Annotated in this window: 16 protein-coding genes and 1 pseudogene; 6 read left to right on the top strand and 11 right to left on the bottom strand. The window is 71.6% G+C overall.

The annotated features are described in order from the left end of the window. The first annotated feature begins 93 nt into the window (after positions 1 to 93). Positions 94 to 1506: an MFS transporter gene (locus Q2K16_RS14160; RefSeq protein ID WP_302745931.1), complete on the top strand. Its 1413-nt coding sequence runs from the start codon at positions 94 to 96 to the stop codon at positions 1504 to 1506. 84 nt (positions 1507 to 1590) lie between these two features. Here the strand turns inward: Q2K16_RS14160 and Q2K16_RS14155 are convergent, their stop codons facing one another. From Q2K16_RS14155 to Q2K16_RS14135, 5 genes are all read right to left on the bottom strand, one after another. Further along, positions 1591 to 3261 carry a glycoside hydrolase family 13 protein gene (locus Q2K16_RS14155; RefSeq protein WP_489671917.1) on the bottom strand — a complete coding sequence of 557 codons (1671 nt, stop codon included), beginning with the start codon at positions 3259 to 3261 and terminating at the stop codon, positions 1591 to 1593. A gap of 47 nt (positions 3262 to 3308) precedes the next feature. After that, positions 3309 to 4382, bottom strand: a complete 1074-nt coding sequence (locus Q2K16_RS14150; protein ID WP_302745930.1) for a LacI family DNA-binding transcriptional regulator — start codon at positions 4380 to 4382, stop codon at positions 3309 to 3311. Positions 4383 to 4451: 69 nt separating this feature from the next. Continuing rightward, positions 4452 to 5417, bottom strand: a complete 966-nt coding sequence (locus Q2K16_RS14145) for a carbohydrate ABC transporter permease (RefSeq protein ID WP_302745929.1) — start codon at positions 5415 to 5417, stop codon at positions 4452 to 4454. A 1-nt stretch (position 5418) separates the two neighbouring features. Next, positions 5419 to 6468, bottom strand: coding sequence for a carbohydrate ABC transporter permease (locus Q2K16_RS14140; protein WP_145921410.1), 1050 nt, complete (start codon positions 6466 to 6468; stop codon positions 5419 to 5421). Positions 6469 to 6544: 76 nt separating this feature from the next. After that, on the bottom strand, positions 6545 to 7885 hold the full coding sequence (locus tag Q2K16_RS14135; protein ID WP_302745927.1) for an ABC transporter substrate-binding protein: 1341 nt from the start codon (positions 7883 to 7885) through the stop codon (positions 6545 to 6547). 276 nt (positions 7886 to 8161) lie between these two features. Here Q2K16_RS14135 and Q2K16_RS14130 point away from each other — a divergent pair, with 276 nt between their 5' ends. Further along, entirely contained in the window at positions 8162 to 8932 is a 771-nt protein-coding gene (locus Q2K16_RS14130) for a peptidoglycan DD-metalloendopeptidase family protein (protein WP_302745925.1), read from the top strand. Positions 8933 to 8971: 39 nt separating this feature from the next. On the opposite strand, the gene Q2K16_RS14125 is transcribed toward Q2K16_RS14130, so the two are convergent. The 5 genes and pseudogenes from Q2K16_RS14125 to Q2K16_RS14105 all read right to left on the bottom strand — a co-directional run bounded on the left by Q2K16_RS14125 (position 8972) and on the right by Q2K16_RS14105 (position 11414). Then, positions 8972 to 9466 (bottom strand): TspO/MBR family protein, encoded by a 495-nt coding sequence (locus tag Q2K16_RS14125; RefSeq protein ID WP_302745924.1) that lies wholly within the window; start codon positions 9464 to 9466, stop codon positions 8972 to 8974. 157 nt (positions 9467 to 9623) lie between these two features. Beyond that, positions 9624 to 9767: a GPGG-motif small membrane protein gene (locus tag Q2K16_RS14120; RefSeq protein WP_007464364.1), complete on the bottom strand. Its 144-nt coding sequence runs from the start codon at positions 9765 to 9767 to the stop codon at positions 9624 to 9626. Beyond that, positions 9758 to 10535: pseudogene (locus Q2K16_RS14115) on the bottom strand (metallophosphoesterase family protein). The gene Q2K16_RS14120 and the pseudogene Q2K16_RS14115 overlap by 10 nt, the downstream one beginning before the upstream one ends. Before the next feature lie 10 nt (positions 10536 to 10545). Then, on the bottom strand, positions 10546 to 10812 hold the full coding sequence (locus Q2K16_RS14110) for a hypothetical protein (RefSeq protein WP_088642728.1): 267 nt from the start codon (positions 10810 to 10812) through the stop codon (positions 10546 to 10548). Continuing rightward, on the bottom strand, positions 10809 to 11414 hold the full coding sequence (locus Q2K16_RS14105; RefSeq protein ID WP_302745920.1) for a nucleotidyltransferase: 606 nt from the start codon (positions 11412 to 11414) through the stop codon (positions 10809 to 10811). Before Q2K16_RS14105 ends, Q2K16_RS14110 begins: the two co-directional genes overlap by 4 nt. 157 nt (positions 11415 to 11571) lie before the next feature. On the opposite strand from Q2K16_RS14105, the gene Q2K16_RS14100 reads away from it, so the two are divergent. The 4 genes from Q2K16_RS14100 to Q2K16_RS14085 all read left to right on the top strand — a co-directional run bounded on the left by Q2K16_RS14100 (position 11572) and on the right by Q2K16_RS14085 (position 15792). After that, a complete protein-coding gene (locus Q2K16_RS14100; RefSeq protein WP_302745919.1) occupies positions 11572 to 12312 on the top strand; it encodes a dTMP kinase in 741 nt (246 codons plus the stop codon). Positions 12313 to 12461: 149 nt separating this feature from the next. Continuing rightward, positions 12462 to 13376: a MurR/RpiR family transcriptional regulator gene (locus Q2K16_RS14095; protein ID WP_302745918.1), complete on the top strand. Its 915-nt coding sequence runs from the start codon at positions 12462 to 12464 to the stop codon at positions 13374 to 13376. Further along, entirely contained in the window at positions 13373 to 14347 is a 975-nt protein-coding gene (murQ, locus tag Q2K16_RS14090) for an N-acetylmuramic acid 6-phosphate etherase (protein ID WP_489671885.1), read from the top strand. The genes Q2K16_RS14095 and murQ overlap by 4 nt, the downstream gene beginning before the upstream one ends. A gap of 455 nt (positions 14348 to 14802) precedes the next feature. Further along, positions 14803 to 15792, top strand: coding sequence for a sigma-70 family RNA polymerase sigma factor (locus Q2K16_RS14085; RefSeq protein WP_302745916.1), 990 nt, complete (start codon positions 14803 to 14805; stop codon positions 15790 to 15792). Positions 15793 to 15888: 96 nt separating this feature from the next. Here Q2K16_RS14085 and Q2K16_RS14080 read toward each other — a convergent pair whose 3' ends face one another. Next, entirely contained in the window at positions 15889 to 16872 is a 984-nt protein-coding gene (locus tag Q2K16_RS14080; RefSeq protein WP_302745914.1) for a C40 family peptidase, read from the bottom strand. Between the last annotated feature and the right edge of the window lie 106 nt (positions 16873 to 16978).

Here is a 16978-nt window from a genome sequence, read left to right as displayed (position 1 = left end):
CGGTCACCGGCCGACGACCGGTCCCGCCCTGCGTGGGCCGGTCCGGTGGGGGTGCCCGTCGGGCCGGGAGGCGTACCTGGTTGGCTGCCGGACATGACCGGCAGCAGGATCTCCCGGCGCGGGAACGCGGCGCACCGCCTCTACAGCGTCGTGGTGTTCGTGGTGCTCGCCTCCCTGGACAACGTGGCGATCGGCCTGGTGCCCCCGCTGTACGGGCCGATCTCCGGGGCGCTGGGCGTGCCGCAGCGGATGCTCGGCCTGGTCACGGCGGTGAGCTTCCTGGTCAGCGCGGTCGCGGCGGTGGTCTGGGCGTACGTCGGCGACCGGACCAACCGCAAGCCGCTGCTGATGGTCGGCACGCTGGTCTGGGCGGCCGGCACCGGTGGCAGCGCGTTCGCCACCGGCTTCCCGACGTTCCTCGCCGCACAGCTGGTCGCCGCGGTCGGGTTGGGTGCGGTCGGCTCGGTCGGGTTCTCCGTGGTCACCGACCTGATCTCCCCGCGCCGCCGGGGCCTGGTGATGAGCTTCTGGGGGTTGTCCCAGGGGGTCGGCACCCTGGCCGGCACGCTCACCGGCGGGCTGCTCGGCGCGACCGACTGGCGACGCCCGTTCCTGCTGCTCACCGTGGTCGGCCTGGCCGCCACGGTGGCCTACCTGCTGACCTACGACATCCGGCGCGGGCAGAGCGAACCGGAACTGGCCGCGGCGATCGACGCCGGCGTCGAGTACGACTACCGGATCACCCGTTCCGACCTGCCGCGCATTCTGGGCCGGCGGACCAACCGGTGGCTGATCCTGCAGGGCCTCACCGCGCAGGCGGCGTTCGGTTCGCTGGTGTGGCTGCCGGTGCTGTTCGCCGAGCGGGCGCAGGGGCAGGGCTACTCGACGGCGACGGCGGTCGTGGTGGGCAGTGTCTTCGCCACCCTGTTCCAGCTCGGCGGGGTGTTCTCCATCGTCGGCGGGCTGGCCGGGGACGCGCTGCAACGGCGTACCCCCCGGGGGCGGGCCCTGGTCGCGGCGGTCGGCGTGCTCGCGGCGCTGCCGTTCTACCTGGTGTTGTTCTTCGTGCCGATCCGGATCGACGTGCCCGACGGCGGCGGCACCGGCGCGGTGGTGGGTGCCGTGCTGGCCAGCGTGGTGACCGAGCCGACGGTCGGGCTGAGCCTGCTCACCGCCGTCGTCGCGTTGGCGTTGACCTCGGCGAACTCGCCGAACTGGTTCGCCCTGATCGCCGACGTCAACCCGCCGGAGCACCGGGGCACCGTCTACAGCCTGGGCAACCTGGTCAACGGGGTGGGCCGGGCCGCCGGCAACGGGCTGGTCGGCGCGGCCTTCCACGCGCTGCGGGCGGCCTTCCCGCCGCCGCTGAACTACGCCGTCGGGCTGGCCGCGTTCCAGCTCTTCTTCATCCCCACCGGGCTGATGTACTGGCTGGCCTCCCGTACGTCGCCGGGTGACATCGCCGCCGTGGGCGACCTGCTGCACGATCGCGCCGACCGCCGCTGACCTGCTGGTCCCGGCCGCGCCCCGGGCTGGCCGCGAAGTCCGGCCCCGGACCGGCTGAGCGCCGGGGCCGGGGCCGGAGGGAGGTCAGTGACGGACCCAGACCGTCACGTCGGTGGGGACCCGGCCGTCGGCGTCCAACGGCGCGCTGCTGTGCAGCAGTTCCCCGGCCGGCGGCGGCACGGCGGTCGCACCGAAGTTGGTCAGCACGGTCAGCCCGCCGTTGCGGAAGCTCAGCACCTCGTCGCCGGAGGAGAGCCACGCCAGCGTCCCCCGGCCGAGGGCGTGCTCGCGGCGCAGCCGCAACGCGGTCCGGTACGTCTCGTACGTCGAGCCGGGCACCCCCTGCTGCCGGTCCAGGGCGTACTCGGCCCACAGCGGCGGCTGCGGCAGCCAACTGGCGTCGGTCGGGCCGAAGCCGTACGACGGGGCGTCGGCCTCCCACGGGATCGGCACCCGGCAGCCGTCCCGACCGCGTTGGGTGTGGCCGCTGCGCTCCCAGGTCGGGTCCTGCCGGGACTCGTCGGGCAGCGTGGTGTGCTCCGGCAGCCCCAACTCCTCGCCCTGGTACAGGTAGGCCGAGCCGGGCAGGGCCAGCATCAGCAGGGTGGCCGCCCGACCCCGGCGCAGGCCCAGCGCGGCGTCCGGCTGGGGGTCGCCGATACCGATGCCGTTGGGTCGCCCGCCCGTGGCGGACAACCCCATCCGGGAGGCGTGCCGGATGACGTCGTGGTTGGACAGCACCCAGGTGGTGGGCGCCCCGACCGCGTCGGTGGCCTCCAGCGAACGGGTGATCACCGCGTACTGGGCGGGGGCCGTCCAGGCGGCGAGCAGGTACTCGAAGTTGAACGCCTGGTGCATCTCGTCGGGGCGGACGTAGCGGGCGATCCGTTCGGCCGGCTCCACCCACGCCTCGGCGACGAGGATCCGGTCGCCGTCGTAGGAGTCCAGCACCCGCCGCCACTCGCGGTAGATCTCGTGGACGCCGTCCTGGTCCCACATCGGCGGGCGCGGCTTGTCCGCCTCGTTGCCGGAGAGGATCTCCTGCGGTTCCTCCCAGTTGGCCAGGTCGGCCTGCTTGATCAGGCCGTGCGCCACGTCCACCCGGAAACCGTCGACGCCCCGGTCCAGCCAGAACCGGAGTACGTCGAGGAACTCGGCGCGGATCTCCGGGTTGTCCCAGTTGAGGTCCGGCTGGGCGGTGTCGAACAGGTGCAGGTACCACTGGCCGGGCCGGCCGTCGGGCTCGACGAGCCGGGTCCAGGCGGGGCCGCCGAAGACGCTCTGCCAGTCGTTGGGCGGCTCGGCACCGTCCGGGCCGAGGCCGTCGCGGAAGATGTACCGGGCCCGCTCGGGGCTGCCGGGGGCGGCGGCGACGGCGGCCCGGAACCACAGGTGCGCCGACGAGGTGTGGTTGGGCACCAGGTCGACGATGACCTTGAGGCCCTTCGCGCGGGCCTCGGCGATCAACCTGTCGGCGTCGGCCAGGCTGCCGAACAGGGGGTCGACGTCGCGGTAGTCGGCGACGTCGTAGCCCGCGTCGGCCTGCGGCGACGGGTAGAACGGGGACAGCCAGACGGCGTCGACACCCAACTCGGCCAGGTGCCCGAGTCGGGCGGTGATGCCGGGCAGGTCACCGATGCCGTCCCCGTCGGAGTCGGCGAAGGAACGCGGATAGATCTGGTAGATGACGGCCTCGGTCCACCATCCGGGTGCCACGCCCACGGACTGTTCCTGCTGCCTCGCGTCGGTGTTCAGAGCCTTCTCCCTGTGTCGAGCCGGTCGGGCCGTGCGGTCGAGTCCGTTCAGTTTGCCCGGGGCGGGGCTGTCGATTCCCGTACCACCAGGCGAGTGGGCAGGATCACCGGCGGGCGCGGCGCGGGGGCGTGCGCGCCGGGCCCGCGCGGGGCCGGCACCCGGTCGGCGTCCGCCTCGACGGCAGCGGCACCCAGCGGGTCGAGCAGCATCCGGGCGGCGAGCCGGCCCTGCTCGGCGGCGGGTTGGGCGATGGTGGTCAACCCGAGCACGGCGGACAGGTCGTGGTCGTCCACGCCGATCACGCTGACGTCCTGCGGGACCCGCAGCCCGGCGTCGCGCAGCGCGGTCATCGCGCCCATCGCGATCTCGTCGCAGGCGGCGAAGATCGCCGTCGGTGGTTCGCCCCGGGCCAGCAGTTCGACGGTGGCCCGGTTGCCGCCGTCGATGGTGAACTGCGACTCCATGTCGAGCCGGGGGTCGGGGTGCAGCCCGGCGCGGCGCAGCGCCTCCTGGTAGCCCCGGCGGCGGTCGGTGTGGGTGGTGAAGGCCAGCTCGTCGTCGGGGTCGCCGGAGATGTGGGCGATCCGCCGGTGGCCCAGGTCGAGCAGGTGCCGGGTGGCCGTCCGGGCCGCCGCCACGTCGTCGATCCGCACGCAGGGCCAGCCGGGGACGGTGCTGCCCGAGCTGATCGTGATGCCGGGCAGGTCCAGTTCGGCCAGGGCGGTCAGGTCGGCCGGTCGCAGCGGGGTGGCGACCAGCATGATCGCGTCCACCCGCTTGTGCAGGTTGGCGGTGCGCAGCACCCGTTGCCGCACCTGCTCGCGCCCGCCGAGGTTGTAGAGCAGCAGGTCGTAGCCGGCGTGGTGGAGGAACTCCTCGACCGCCTCGACGACGGTGCCGAAGAACCACCTGGTGATCCGGGGCACCACCACGGCGACGGTGCCGGTCCGGCCGCCGGCCAGCCGGGAGGCGCTCGGCGAGACCGCGTACTGGAGCTGTTCGGCGGCGGCGAGCACCCGGCGGCGGGTCGCGGCCGACACCGTCGGCAGGCCGCGTAACGCCCGGGAGACCGTGGCCGTCGAGACCCCGGCCAGCCGGGCCACGTCGTCGATCCTCGTCACGCTGTCGTTCCCCCGCTCCGCGCCGGCCCCCGTCGCCGCCCGGTGCTGCCGGGCGGCGACGGACGGCCGTCAACCCTTGACGCTCCCGGCGAGCAGGCCGCGCACGAAGAAGCGCTGCAACGACAGGAACACCACCAGCGGTACGACGATCGAGACGAACGCGCCGGCGGTGAGCCGCTGCCACTCGTTGCCCCGGGTGCCGGCCATCTCGGCCAGGCGCACGGTGAGCGGGGCGGTCTCGTTGCCGCCGCCGGCGAAGATCAGCGCGACCAGCAGGTCGTTCCAGACCCAGAGGAACTGGAAGATGCCGAACGCCGCCAGCGCCGGGGTGATCAGCGGCAGCACGATGGTGCGGAAGATCTTGGGGTGGGTGGCCCCGTCGACCCGCGCCGCCTCCATCAGGTCCCGGGGGAGCTGGGAGATGAAGTTGTGCAGCAGGAACACCGCGAAGGGCAGGGCGAAGCAGGTGTGCGCGAACCACACCTGGGCGAACTTCTGCTCGTCCACCAGGTCCCAGGCCGGCAGCAGTTGGATGCCGGCCACGGTGACCCCGGTGGAGAAGAACTTCAGCAGCGGCACCAGGGCCATCTGCAACGGCACGATCTGCATTGCGAAGATCGCGATGTAGAGCCAGTCCCGTCCCCGGAAGTTGATCCAGGCCAGCGCGTACGCGGCGAGCGAGGCGAACGCCAGCGGGAAGAGCACCGACGGGATGGTGATGGCCAGCGAGTTGATGAAGTAGCTGGCCAGCTGCCCCGACGAGGAGGAGGAGCCGAACAGGACGTCCTGGTAGTTCTCCAGAGTGAACTGCGGGTCGGTGAAGAACGTCCACCACCCGGTGGACTTGATTTCGGCCTCGGGCCGGAACGAGGAGACGAACAGGCCGAACGTCGGGATCGTCCAGAGCAGCGCGATGACGATCGAGACCAGGGTGGCCGTACGGCTGTTGAGCCGGCTACGGACCCGGCCGGCGGCGCTCGTCGGCTTCCCGGTGGCCTGGGCCCCGGCTCCGACGGTGGGCGTGGCGGTGGTCATCTCAGCCCTCCCGCTGTTGACGCAGGTTGCGGATCTGGTAGATCACGATCGGGATCACCAGGATGAAGAGGAAGACCGCCAGGGCGGAGCCCTGCCCGTTCTCGCCGTACCGGAACGCCTGGTTGTACATCTCGTTGGCGATCACGCTGGTGTCGTAGTTGCCGTTGGTGGCGGTCCGGACGATGTCGAAGACCTTCAGCGTGGCGATCGACAGGGTCACCACGACCACGATCAGCGCGGGCCGGATGCTCGGCATGGTGATCTGCCAGAACATCTGCCACGGGGTGACCCCGTCGAGGCGGGCCGCCTCGACGATGTCCGCCGGGATCGCCTTGATCGCCGCGGAGAGCACCACCATGGCGAAGCCGGCCTGGATCCACACCATGATCACGATGAGCAGGAAGGTGTTCAGCGGTGAGTCGAGCAGCCACTGCCGTGGTTCGCCGCCGAGGCTGACCACGATCTGGTTGAGCAGGCCGATCTGGTCCTGCTCCTCGCTGCGGTAGGCGTAGACGAACTTCCAGATGATGCTGGCCCCGACGAACGAGATCGCCATCGGCAGGAAGATCAGTGACTTGGCGATGGACTCGAACCGGGCCTTGTCCACCATCACGGCGTAGAGCAGGCCGAACGTGGTGGCCACCAGGGGCACCAGCAGCACCCAGATCAGGGTGTTGAGCAGCACCCGGACGATCGAGTCCTCGGAGAACATCCAGCCGTAGTTGCGCAGCCCCACCCAGTTGTCGCTGCCGGCGTCCATGAAGGAGAGCAGCACGGTCCGCAGCGCCGGCACCACCAGCCCGACGGAGAGCAGCAGCAGCGTCGGCAGCAGGAAGAAGAGCGCGAACAGGCCCTCCCTCGGCTTGCGTCGGCGGGGCAGGGGGCCGCCACCGGTCGAGGCGGCGATCAGCTGCGCCTCCCGACGGCGGGCGAACCAGGCCGGCACCACGTCGAGGAGCAGGAGCAGACCGCCCACCACCGCGACGAAAGCGATCAGCCCGTACATCAGCATGAGGAACTTCGGTTGCTCCTCAGCGAAGTCGAACTCCATCGACCCTCCCTCTCAAGGGTTCGTGTCCGACGGGTGGCCCGGTCCGCACCGTGCGGACCGGGCCACCCGTCTCAGATCACTTCCAGCTGTTCTCGATGCCGTTCAGCACCGTGGTGGTGTCCTTGCCGTTGATCCACTCGACCATGCCCTTCCAGAAGGTGCCGTTGCCGACCGCGGCCGGCATCAGGTCGGAGCCGTCGAAGCGGAAGACGGTCTTCGGGTCCTGGAGGATGCCCACGGAGAGCTTGTCGACCGGGTTCGGGACGTTGGCCAGGTCGAGCTTCTTGTTCGCCGACACCCAGTCACCGATCTTGGCGCGGCTGTTGGCGTACTCGCCGGAGGCGAGGTAGGTCTGCACCGCCTGGACCTCGGGGCGGTCGGTGAAGGCCGCGACGAACTCGCCGCCACCCAGCACCGGCTTGCCCTTGGCCGGGTCGATCGACGGGAAGTAGAACGCGAAGACGTCGCCGTCCTCGGCCACCTTGGTGCCCTCGGGCCACTGGTTGGCGTAGAAGGACGCCTGCCGGTGCAGGGCGCACTTGCCGGTGGTGATCGGCACGCCGGCCTCCTGGAAGGAGGTGGTGGCGATGCTCTTCACGCCGCCGAAGCCGCCGTTGACGTACTTGTCGTTCTTGAGGATGGTGCCGGCCCGGTTGAGGGCGTCGGCGACCTGCGGGTCGTTGAACGGGATGCCGTGGGTGGTCCACTGGTCGTAGACCTCGGGCCCGGCCGTACGCAGCAGCACGTCCTCGATCCAGTCGGTGGCCGGCCAGCCGGTGGCGTCACCGGACTCGATCCCGGCGCACCACGGCTTGGTGCCGCTGGCCGCGATCGTGTCGGAGAGCTTGATCAGCTCGTCCCAGGTGGTGGGGACCGTCCAGCCCTTCTCCTTGAAGGTCTTCGGCGAGTACCAGACGAACGACTTGACGTTCGAGCCCAGCGGGGCACCGTAGAACTGGCCGTTGATGGTGGTGTACTTCAGCCAGTCGGGGGAGAAGTTCGCCTCGGCCTCGGTCTTGGTGGCGGCGGAGACGGGCTTGAGGTTGCCGCCGTCGACGAACCGCTTGACCAGGCCCGGCTGCGGGATGAAGGCCAGGTCGGGCGCGTTGCCGCCCTGCACCCGGACGGGGAGCTGGGCCTCGAACTCGCCGGAGCCCTCGTGGTCGATCTCGATGCCGGTGCAGTCCTCGAACTGCTTCCAGGACTGGGCCAGCCGGTCGGCCTCGATGTCCCGGATCGACGAGTAGATCGTGACCTTCTTGCCGTCGTTGTCACCGTACTTCTCGTATGCGGCGCATTCGGCCGAACCCGCGTTGCTGCTCTTCTTGTCGTTGCCGGTGCCACAGGCGGCGGCGCCGAGCGCCAGCCCCAGCACGCCGGCGATCGCGAGAGCCTGGCGTGATCTGGCAAACGCCATGCCGTTCTCCTTCCTTGCCGGCGCGCCCACAGGTGGGGGAACCCGACGCCGGTCCGATGAGTCGTCCCCACATGTAAGCGCTTGCATCCCGATCGGTCCACCCCCTGCCGGACACGGCCCGGTAACAATCCCGAAACCCCCTCACCGCAGGTGGGTGCGCTCCCACCCGTGGTCACCGAATAGGGGTCGGCAGGGGTCGGGCCGGCTTGGAATCGATGGAGATATCTGCCACCCTCGGGGCAAGGTATTGAAGGATCTCGACATCGGAGGTGTGCGGTGCGCAGACGGTGGAGCCTGCTGGCGGCAGCCCTGCTGGTCACCGGGACCCTGGTCCCGGCCGGCCCGGCCTGGGCCGCGCCCACGTTCAAGGTGCCCTTCCCCTGCAACCAGTCCTGGTCCGGCCAGACCCGGTCGGACCACAGCCCGGCGAACGCGGTGGACTTCAACCGCACCGACGACCTCGGCGACCCGGTGGTCGCCAGCGCCCCGGGCACCGTCGACCGGGTCACCGACCTCGGCGGCACGAGCTACGGCAAGTACGTCCGGATCGACCACGGCGGCGGCTACACGACCTACTACGCCCACCTCAACGGCTTCAACGTCTCGGTCGGGCAGAAGGTCGGCTACGGCAAGGTCATCGGCTGGGTCGGCAGCACCGGCGGTTCCACCGGCCCGCACCTGCACTACGAGCAGCGCCTCAACGGCGACGACATCAAGGTCCGGTTCAACGGCACGCTGGCGCTGTACTGGGGCACCAAGACGTACACCAGCGGAAACGGCTGCTCCAGCAGCACCGGGTCGGGGACGGTCGACACGGCCGGCTCCCCGCTGACCGTGCGGTCCGGGCCGGGCACCGGCTACGCGTCGGTCGGCACGGTCGCCGACGGCACCAAGGTCACCATCGGCTGCCAGACCAGCGGCACCACGGTCACCGGCACCTTCGGCACCAGCGCGATCTGGGACCGGATCGGCTCCGGCCGCTTCGTCGCCGACGCCTACGTCTACACCGGCCACGACGGCTACATCCCCAACGTGCCCCGCTGCTGAGCCTGCGGGCACCGGGTCCGCACCGGGCCCGGTGCCCGGTCAGCCGTTGAGCTGCCAGATCGAGAAGTTCAGCGCGGCGGCGAAGGTGACCCAGGCCCAGTAGGGCAGCAGCAGGGCCGCCGCCGGCCGGGAGATCCGCCAGAAGGCGGCCACCGTCACCGCGATCGCCAGCCACATCAGCACGATCTCGGCGAAGGCCAGGCCGTAGCGTCCCGCGCCGAAGAACAGCGGGGTCCAGATCGCGTTGAGCACCAGCTGGACCGTCCACGCCGCGAGCGCCGGGCCGAAGCCGACCCGCCGCCAGACCAGCCAGCCGGCGACCGCGATCAGCGCGTACAGCAGGGTCCAGACCGGGCCGAACAACCACCCCGGCGGGGCCCACGCCGGCTGCTGGAGCGAGGCGTACTCGTCGCGGGTGCCGGACACCCCCAACCCGCCGATCGCGGCGGCGACCGCGACGGCCGCGCCGAAGCCGAGCAGCACCCACCAGGTCCGCGCCGTGCCGGCCCGCCTGTCGCTCCGGGTTGTCTCCATGGTCGAGATATTTCCCGGGTACGCCTGGCCAAACCCGCCCCGCCGCGCCGCCCCCCGGACAGCACAGCGCCGGGGTCGCCGGTGCCGGACGCTCCTGTCTGGGAGGACGGAGCTTCCGGGGGCGACGACCCCGGCGGGTCAGGTGCGGGTACCGGCGTCAATTGAAGATGCTGACACCACCCGGGCCGACCAGAAGGCCGACCACGATGAGGACGATGCCCCACAGGATCTGCCGGCGGAACAGCGCGAGGATGCCGGCGACCACGAGTACGACTGCGAGAATCCAGAGAATCAGCTCCATGGCTGCTGAGTACCCGGCGTCCCGATTCCGAAAACCTGGTTCTCAGTCGATCTGATCACCACCCAGGTGGAAGATGCTGTACGCCTGTTTGATCACCGGATGGGCGACGTTGCGTACGCGTACGCCGCCCGGGGTGACGCCGCGTTCGCTGCCGGCGTGCGCGTGCCCGTGCAGGGCGAGCGCCGTCGGCGCCGAGTCGATCGCCTGACCGAGCTGGTACGACCCGAGGAACGGGTAGATCTCCAGCGGCTCGCCGGCCAGGGTGTCCGGCACCGGTGCGTAGTGGGTCAGCGCGACGAGCAGGTCGCAGTCCAGCCCGCGCAGCGCCTCGCCCAACGCCGCCGCGCTCTCGTTGCTGGTCCGGACGAAGGACTTCATCTCCGGCTCGCCGAAGTCGCTGGCGCACCGGCCGGCGAACCCGCCGCCGAAGCCCTTCACGCCGGCCACCCCGAGCCGGCCGCCGGGGCACTCCAGCACCGTGCCGGTCCCCTCCAGCACGGTGATCCCGGCGTCCTGGAGCACCTTGACCACCTGCGGCACCTGGTCGCACTGGTGGTCGTGGTTGCCCAGCACGGTGACCACCGGCACCCCGAGCCCGCCGAACTCCTCGGCGACGCAGCGCGCCTCGGACTCGGTGCCGTGCCGGGTCAGGTCGCCGGCGAGCAGGAGCACGTCGGCGCAGTCGGGCAGTTCCTCCAGGGCCGGGCGGAACCGGCCCAGCACGTCGGCGTCCAGGTGCACGTCACCGACCGCGGCGATCCGGATCATCGGGTCCTCCTCACGGCAGCTCCTCGACCTGCACCGGCGCCTGGGTGCGGATCACCCCGATGTCGCTGGTGATCGCCTCGTCGGGGAACCGTTCGGCCACCCGGCGCAGGATCTCCGCCCGGCGCTGCGGGCTCTCCACCTCGCCGGTGAGGACCAGTCCCGTTTCCCGGTGGACCACGGTGATGCCCTGCTCGGCGACGTCCGGGTCCTCGGTCAGCAGCCGTTGGATCTCCGCCTCGACGTAGGCGTCCGGCGGGCCGGCGCTGTGCTCGGTCACGGGGTCTCCCTTCCCTCGGGGATGCGGGCGTACGGCACCGGCGTGCCCCCGTACGGGACGACGTCGAGCCGGTCCAGCAGCATCAGGAACGCTTCGGCGTACGGCGAGTGCCGCGTCTCCTTGCGTACCCGCTCCCAGTCGATCTGTTCGCGCAGCGACCGGGCCAGTGGCAGGCCCCGGGCGAAGTCGCAGTAGTGCTGGGAGAAGCTGAGCAGCTTGTGCACCATCAGCCGGGTCGCCGACAGCACCGGCATGTGGATGGCGTCGACCGGGCGGACCACGGTGTCGGCGAGGGTCTCGTGGGTCACCGGGGTCTCCACCGGCCGGTGGATCAGGTCGACCATGCGGCCGTCGTCGTAGACCTTGACCAGCCAGTCCTCCGGCGGGCGCTCGGCGGTGAAGCCCTCGTCGGTCAGCGCCTCCAGCGCCCGTTCGACGTGCTCCTCGGGGAGCAGGAAGTCCACGTCGTGCTCGCTGGAGTGGCCGCCGTGGGCGTAGACGGCGAAGCTGCCGCCGAGGGCGAAGGGGATCTCGTTCTGCTTGAGCACGGCGGCGACCCGCTTGAGGGTGTGCAGGAGGCTGACGTCCCCGCGCTCGGCCATCTGGTCTCTCCCGTCGTGGATGGTCGGTGGGAAATGACGTTGCGTACCCGGCTGTCCGCCCGCCCACACCTGCCCGGCGTGCCGGTCCCGGTCATCGCGCCCCGGACGGGCAGCAACCGGACGGGGGGAGATGCGCCGGTCGGATATCCTGTGCAGGGTGGCCAGATCACGGCGCGCGATCGACGGTGGGACCCGACTGCGGCGCGTCGCGCTGATCGGCATCGACGGCTCGGGCAAGACCACCCAGGCGTACCGGCTCGCCGCCGCGCTCACCGCGGCCGGGCGACCCGCCACCTACCACCGCAACGCGGGCGGCCGGCGCTGGCTGGGGCGGCTCGCCGCCCGGTTCGGCCGGGCCGACGCGCAACTGCTGGTGGGCCGGGACGGGATGCTCGCGGTGGAGTCCGTGCTGCGCTGGCTGGCGATCGCCGCCGCGCTGCTCAGTTGCCTGGTGACCGGCCGTACCGCGGTGATGGACCGCTACTCCGCCTGCCAGTACGCCAGCATCCGGGCGCACGGGGGGCAGCGGTGGGAGCGGCTGGCCCGGGCCGGGTACCGCGTCTTCCCCGCACCGCAGGTCACCTTCCTGCTCGCCGTCGACCCGGTCGAGGCGTACCGGCGGATCGAGCGGAGGGGGGAGGACCACGAGACGATGGGCTGGCTGACCGCCGCCGACGCGGCCTACCGGTCGCTGCCCGAGTACCCGGGGTTCGTGGTGGTCGACGCCGGCGGCGGGCCCGACGAGGTCTCCCGTCGCATCCGGGCACACCTGGCGCGCTGGCTGCCGCCGGAGGAGGCGGGACCGGTCGTCGACGATCCCCCGGACGACACCGGGCCGTCCGCCCCGGAGGCCGCCGGTGGGCCCCGGGAGCCGGTCGCCGCACAGTCCCGCCCGTAGACGGAGGCGATTCCACCGGACCGGCCGAGGTGGGCCAGGCTGCGCAAATGGGAGTCTGTGCCGGTACGCCCCCGGGCCGGGGGGATACTTCCTGTCGGATCCGCGCGGTCGTGGTTGACGCTCGCGGCTCATGAAAGTAAGTTTCATCCGTGGCGAAAAGTCCGAAGATTTCCGCGAGTCACGAGCCGGGTGGACTGATCGTCCACATCAGTGGCCTGCTCCCGTCGCTGTCCCCCGCCGAGCAGCGGGTCGCCCGACTGGTCGTCGCCGACCCGGCCGATGCCGCCCGACGGACCATCACCGACCTCGCCACCGCTGCCGAGACCTCCGAGGCCACCGTCATCCGGTTCTGCCGGTCCGTCGGCATGGACGGCTACCCGCAGTTGCGGATCCGGCTCGCCGCCGAGGCCGCCCGCCGGATCGAGCCGCCGGACGCCCGGGTGGTCGGCGGGGACATCCCGCCCGGCGCCGACCTGGCCCAGATCATCGCCACCATCTCCTTCAACGACGCGCGGGCCGTCGAGGAGACCGCCGGGCAACTCGACCCGGCCGTCTGCGAGCAGGTCGTCGAGGCGATCGTCAGCGCCGGCCGGATCGAGGTCTACGGCGCCGGCGCGAGCGGGTTCGTCGCCTCGGACTTCCAGCAGAAGCTGCACCGCATCGGCCGGATCGCGTTCTCCTTCCCCGACGTGCACACCGCGCTGACCTCCGCCGCCCTGCTCGGCAGGGGTGACGTGGCGATCGGCATCTCGCACAGCGGCACCACCTCCGACGTGATCGAGGTGCTCGAACAGGCCCGCTCCCGGGGGGCGGTCACCGTCGCGCTGACCAACTTCCCCCGCTCGCCGATCACCGAACGGGCCGACTTCGTCCTCACCACCGCCGCCCGCGAGACGACGTACCGGTCCGGGGCGATGGCCAGCCGGCTCGCCCAGCTCACCGTGGTGGACTGCCTCTTCGTCGGGGTGGCGGCCCGGAACCGGACCCGGGCCCGGCGGGCGCTGGAGGTCACCGCCGAGGCGGTGCGAACACACCGGGTAGGCGGCAGTCGGAGGCGCTCGTGACCGCCGGCCGGGTCGGGCCGGACGACGTGGTGGGGAAGCGGGGCGGCGAGGGCATGGTCGACCTGCGGCCGGTGGTCCGGGTCGGTGCCCCGACCGAACGGCGCAACCCGCACAGCACCGACCTCGACCTGATGTCGACCCGGGACGTGCTCACCGTGATCAACGACGCCGATCGGCGGGTGCCGGCGGCGGTGGCCGCCGTCCTGGACGAGATCGCGATGACCGTCGACCTCGCGGTGACCGCGCTGCGCGCCGGGCACCGGGTGCACTACTTCGGTGCCGGCACCTCCGGCCGGCTCGGGGTGATCGACGCCGCCGAACTGGCCCCCACCTTCAACTCCCCGCGCGGCTGGTTCTGCGCCCACCTGGCCGGTGGGCCGGACGCGATGTGGCAGGCCGTGGAGGACGCCGAGGACGACTCGGCGGGGGGTGCCGGTGAGGCCGCCGGGTGTGTCACCGCCGGGGACGTGGTGGTCGGGCTGGCGGCCAGTGGACGCACCCCGTACGTCCTGGGCGCACTCGACGCGGCCCGGCAGCGGGGGGCCTCGACCGTGCTGCTCTGCGCCAATCCGGAGGTCCGGGCGGCGGCCGAGGTCGACGTGGTCATCGGGGTCGACACCGGCCCGGAGGTGGTGACCGGCTCGACCCGGATGAAGGCGGGCACCGCACAGAAGCTGGTGCTGAACACCTTCTCCACGGCGGTGATGGTGCGGCTGGGCCGGGTCTACTCCAACCTGATGATCGACATGGTGGCCACCAACGCCAAGCTGCGGGGTCGCATGATCTCCATCCTGATCGAGGCGACCGGCTGCTCCGAGGAGGTCTCCCGACGGGCCCTGCACGAGGCCGACGGCGACCTGAAGACGGCCCTCGTCGCACTGCTGTCCGGGGCCGAGGTCGACGCGGCCCGCGCCGCGCTGGCCCGGACCGCGCACCAGGTCCGGGGTGCCATCGCCCTGCTCGCCTCCTGACCTGTCCCGCCAGCGGGTGCGACGGGATGCCACACTGCGGGGTGACGCAGAACACCGTGTCGGGGGGACGTCGGCCACGCCACGGATTGTTGTTCCGGGCGTGGGGTAATCCAGGACCGCAGGTGAACCGACAGGTCCATCGGCCCGTATCTGGCAGTGACTGCGGTCGCCGCCGGGCGGTGACGAGGGTCGCGGTTCACCGGGGAACCGCAATGATGCGGGGCCCGGCGTACGGCCGTCGACACGCGTGCCGACCAGCGGCGATCGTGCGGCCGACGGGTGGCCCTCCGGGGTCGCTGACAGCAAACGTGGACCGGGCTTTCAGCTGGTACTCAGGCATTCGTGACACTTTCGACTCACGACATGGAATCCCCGACCCGTCTCGACTGTTGTGCAGGTGTCAGCACCGGCGGGCAGCAGGGGCGTTGCACGGGGGAGGGTTGATGGACGTGGGGATGGCAAGGAACCGGGCAACCGGCGCGAGCGAGGGGACCGTGGACACCGTGGACAAGAACATCGGCATGCGAACCGACGAGGTCGCCGAGGAGCGTGACCTGGTCGGCGTCTACCTTCACGAGATCTCCCGGACGCCGCTGCTGGACGCCGCCAAGGAGGTCGATCTCTCCAAGGCGATCGAGGCCGGCCTCTACGCCGAGCACCTGCTCGGCGAGGACCGCGTCCCCACCGGGGTCGACCGGGACGACCTGGAGCGGCTGGTCGCCGAGGGGGAACGGGCGAAGGATCTCTTCATCCGGGCCAACCTGCGGCTGGTCGTGTCGATCGCCCGCCGGTACGTGCGCTCCGGGATGCCCATGCTGGACCTGATCCAGGAGGGCAACACCGGTCTGGTGCGCGCGGTCGAGAAGTTCGACTACGAGCGGGGCTACAAGTTCTCCACCTACGCCACCTGGTGGATCCGGCAGGCGATCAGCCGGGCCATCGCGCAGCAGGAACGCACCGTCCGGCTGCCCGTGCACCTGGTCGAGGACGTCAACCGGATGCGCAACGTGGCCCGGCAGCTCACCCGTGAGCTGGGTGGCGACCCGGAGCCGGAGCAGATCGCAGCCGCCCTCGGCGTCACCGTCGAGCGGGTCAACGAGCTGGTCCGCTGGTCGCAGGACACGGTGTCGCTGGACACCCCGGTCGGCGACGACGGCGACACCAACCTCGGTGACCTGGTCGCCGACAGCGACGCCCCGTCCCCGGAGGACATCGTCCTCACCGGGCTGGAGCGGCAGCGCATCGAGGGCCTGCTCAACCACCTCGACGACCGGTCCGCCGGGATCATGCGGGCCCGGTACGGCCTGGAGGACGGGCGGGAGCACTCGCTGACCGAGGTCGCGTCCCGCTTCTCGCTGTCCCGGGAGCGCATCCGCCAGTTGGAGATCCAGGCGCTCGGCCGGCTGCGTGAGCTGGCCCGCGCGGAGGGCCTCCAGGCGGCCTGAGCTGGTAGTCGCGCAGGCGGCCTGAGCTGGTAGTAATGACGGCGAACGGCCGGCGTCCGATAGGGGGACGCCGGCCGTTCGCCGTTGTCGTGCCGGTCAGCGGACCCGGCCGTAGCCGGCGATGCTCATCATGTTCATCTTCCGCTTGAGCACGTTGCGCCCGGCGCTCGGCGCGTCGATCACCTGACCGCCACCGACGTAGAGCGCGACGTGCCCCAGCCCCGAATAGAAGACCAGGTCACCGGGGCGCAGCTCGCTACGGCTGACCCGGGAGGTGGCGTTCCACTGCATCGCCGCGTTGTGCGGCAGCCGCTTGCCCGCGGATCGCCAGGCGGCGAGCGTCAGGCCGGAGCAGTCGTACCCGCCGGGCCCCTCGGCCCCCCAGACGTACGGCTTGCCGATCGCCCCGTAGGCGTACCGGACGGCGGCCCCGGCGCTGCCGGGGACGGCCGGCGTGTCGGAGGTGTCGGGTGGCGCGGCGCTCTTCGGCTTCTTCACCGGCGCCTCGGTCGCCCGACCGTACGCCGCCCGCCGCATCTCGTAGAGCTCCGCCAGGTCCTGCTCGATCCGCTTCTTCGTCTTGGTGAGCGCCTTCGACTGGGCGGCCTGCCTGGCGAGCGTGGCGTCGAGCTTGGTCTTCTGGTCGAGCAGCGCCCGCTGGTCGGCGGTGTACCCGTCGATCTGCTGTTGCCGCTGCCGGGTGAGCTGGTCGAGGGTGCCCAGCCGGTCGACCAGTGAGCCGCCGGCCGGGTCGAGGATCGCCTCGGCCGTCCGCAGCCCACCGGTCTTGTACGCGGTGGCCGCGATCTCGCCCACCGCCGCCCGGCTCTGGGCGGCCTGGGCCTCCAGCGGGCCGATCCTCGCGTGCAGGCCGGCCGCGGTGGCCTGGTTCGTCTTGATCTCCTCGTTGAGCTTGTTGTACGACTCGACGATCCGTTCCAGCTCGGCCGAGGAGCGCTCGATCCGGGCGGTGAGGTCGGCGACGGAGGGCTCGGCCCGGACCGGCGCCGACGGGGCGATCAACGCGGCCGACAGGCCGGCGACCGCCAGGGTGCGCAGCAGCATCCGTAAGGACGACAAGAGCGGAAGACTCCTCTCCCACCGGTCACCGGAGGATGCTGAGCCCCCGGCGACACCGGCGCGGGCCCGTCCGGATGGACGGCCGTGTACCGAGCCGGCCCGATCA

The organism is Micromonospora cynarisoli (assembly GCF_030518815.1).
In the GTDB taxonomy this organism is placed as follows: domain Bacteria; phylum Actinomycetota; class Actinomycetes; order Mycobacteriales; family Micromonosporaceae; genus Micromonospora; species Micromonospora wenchangensis.
This window is presented reverse-complemented; position numbering and strand designations above follow the sequence as displayed.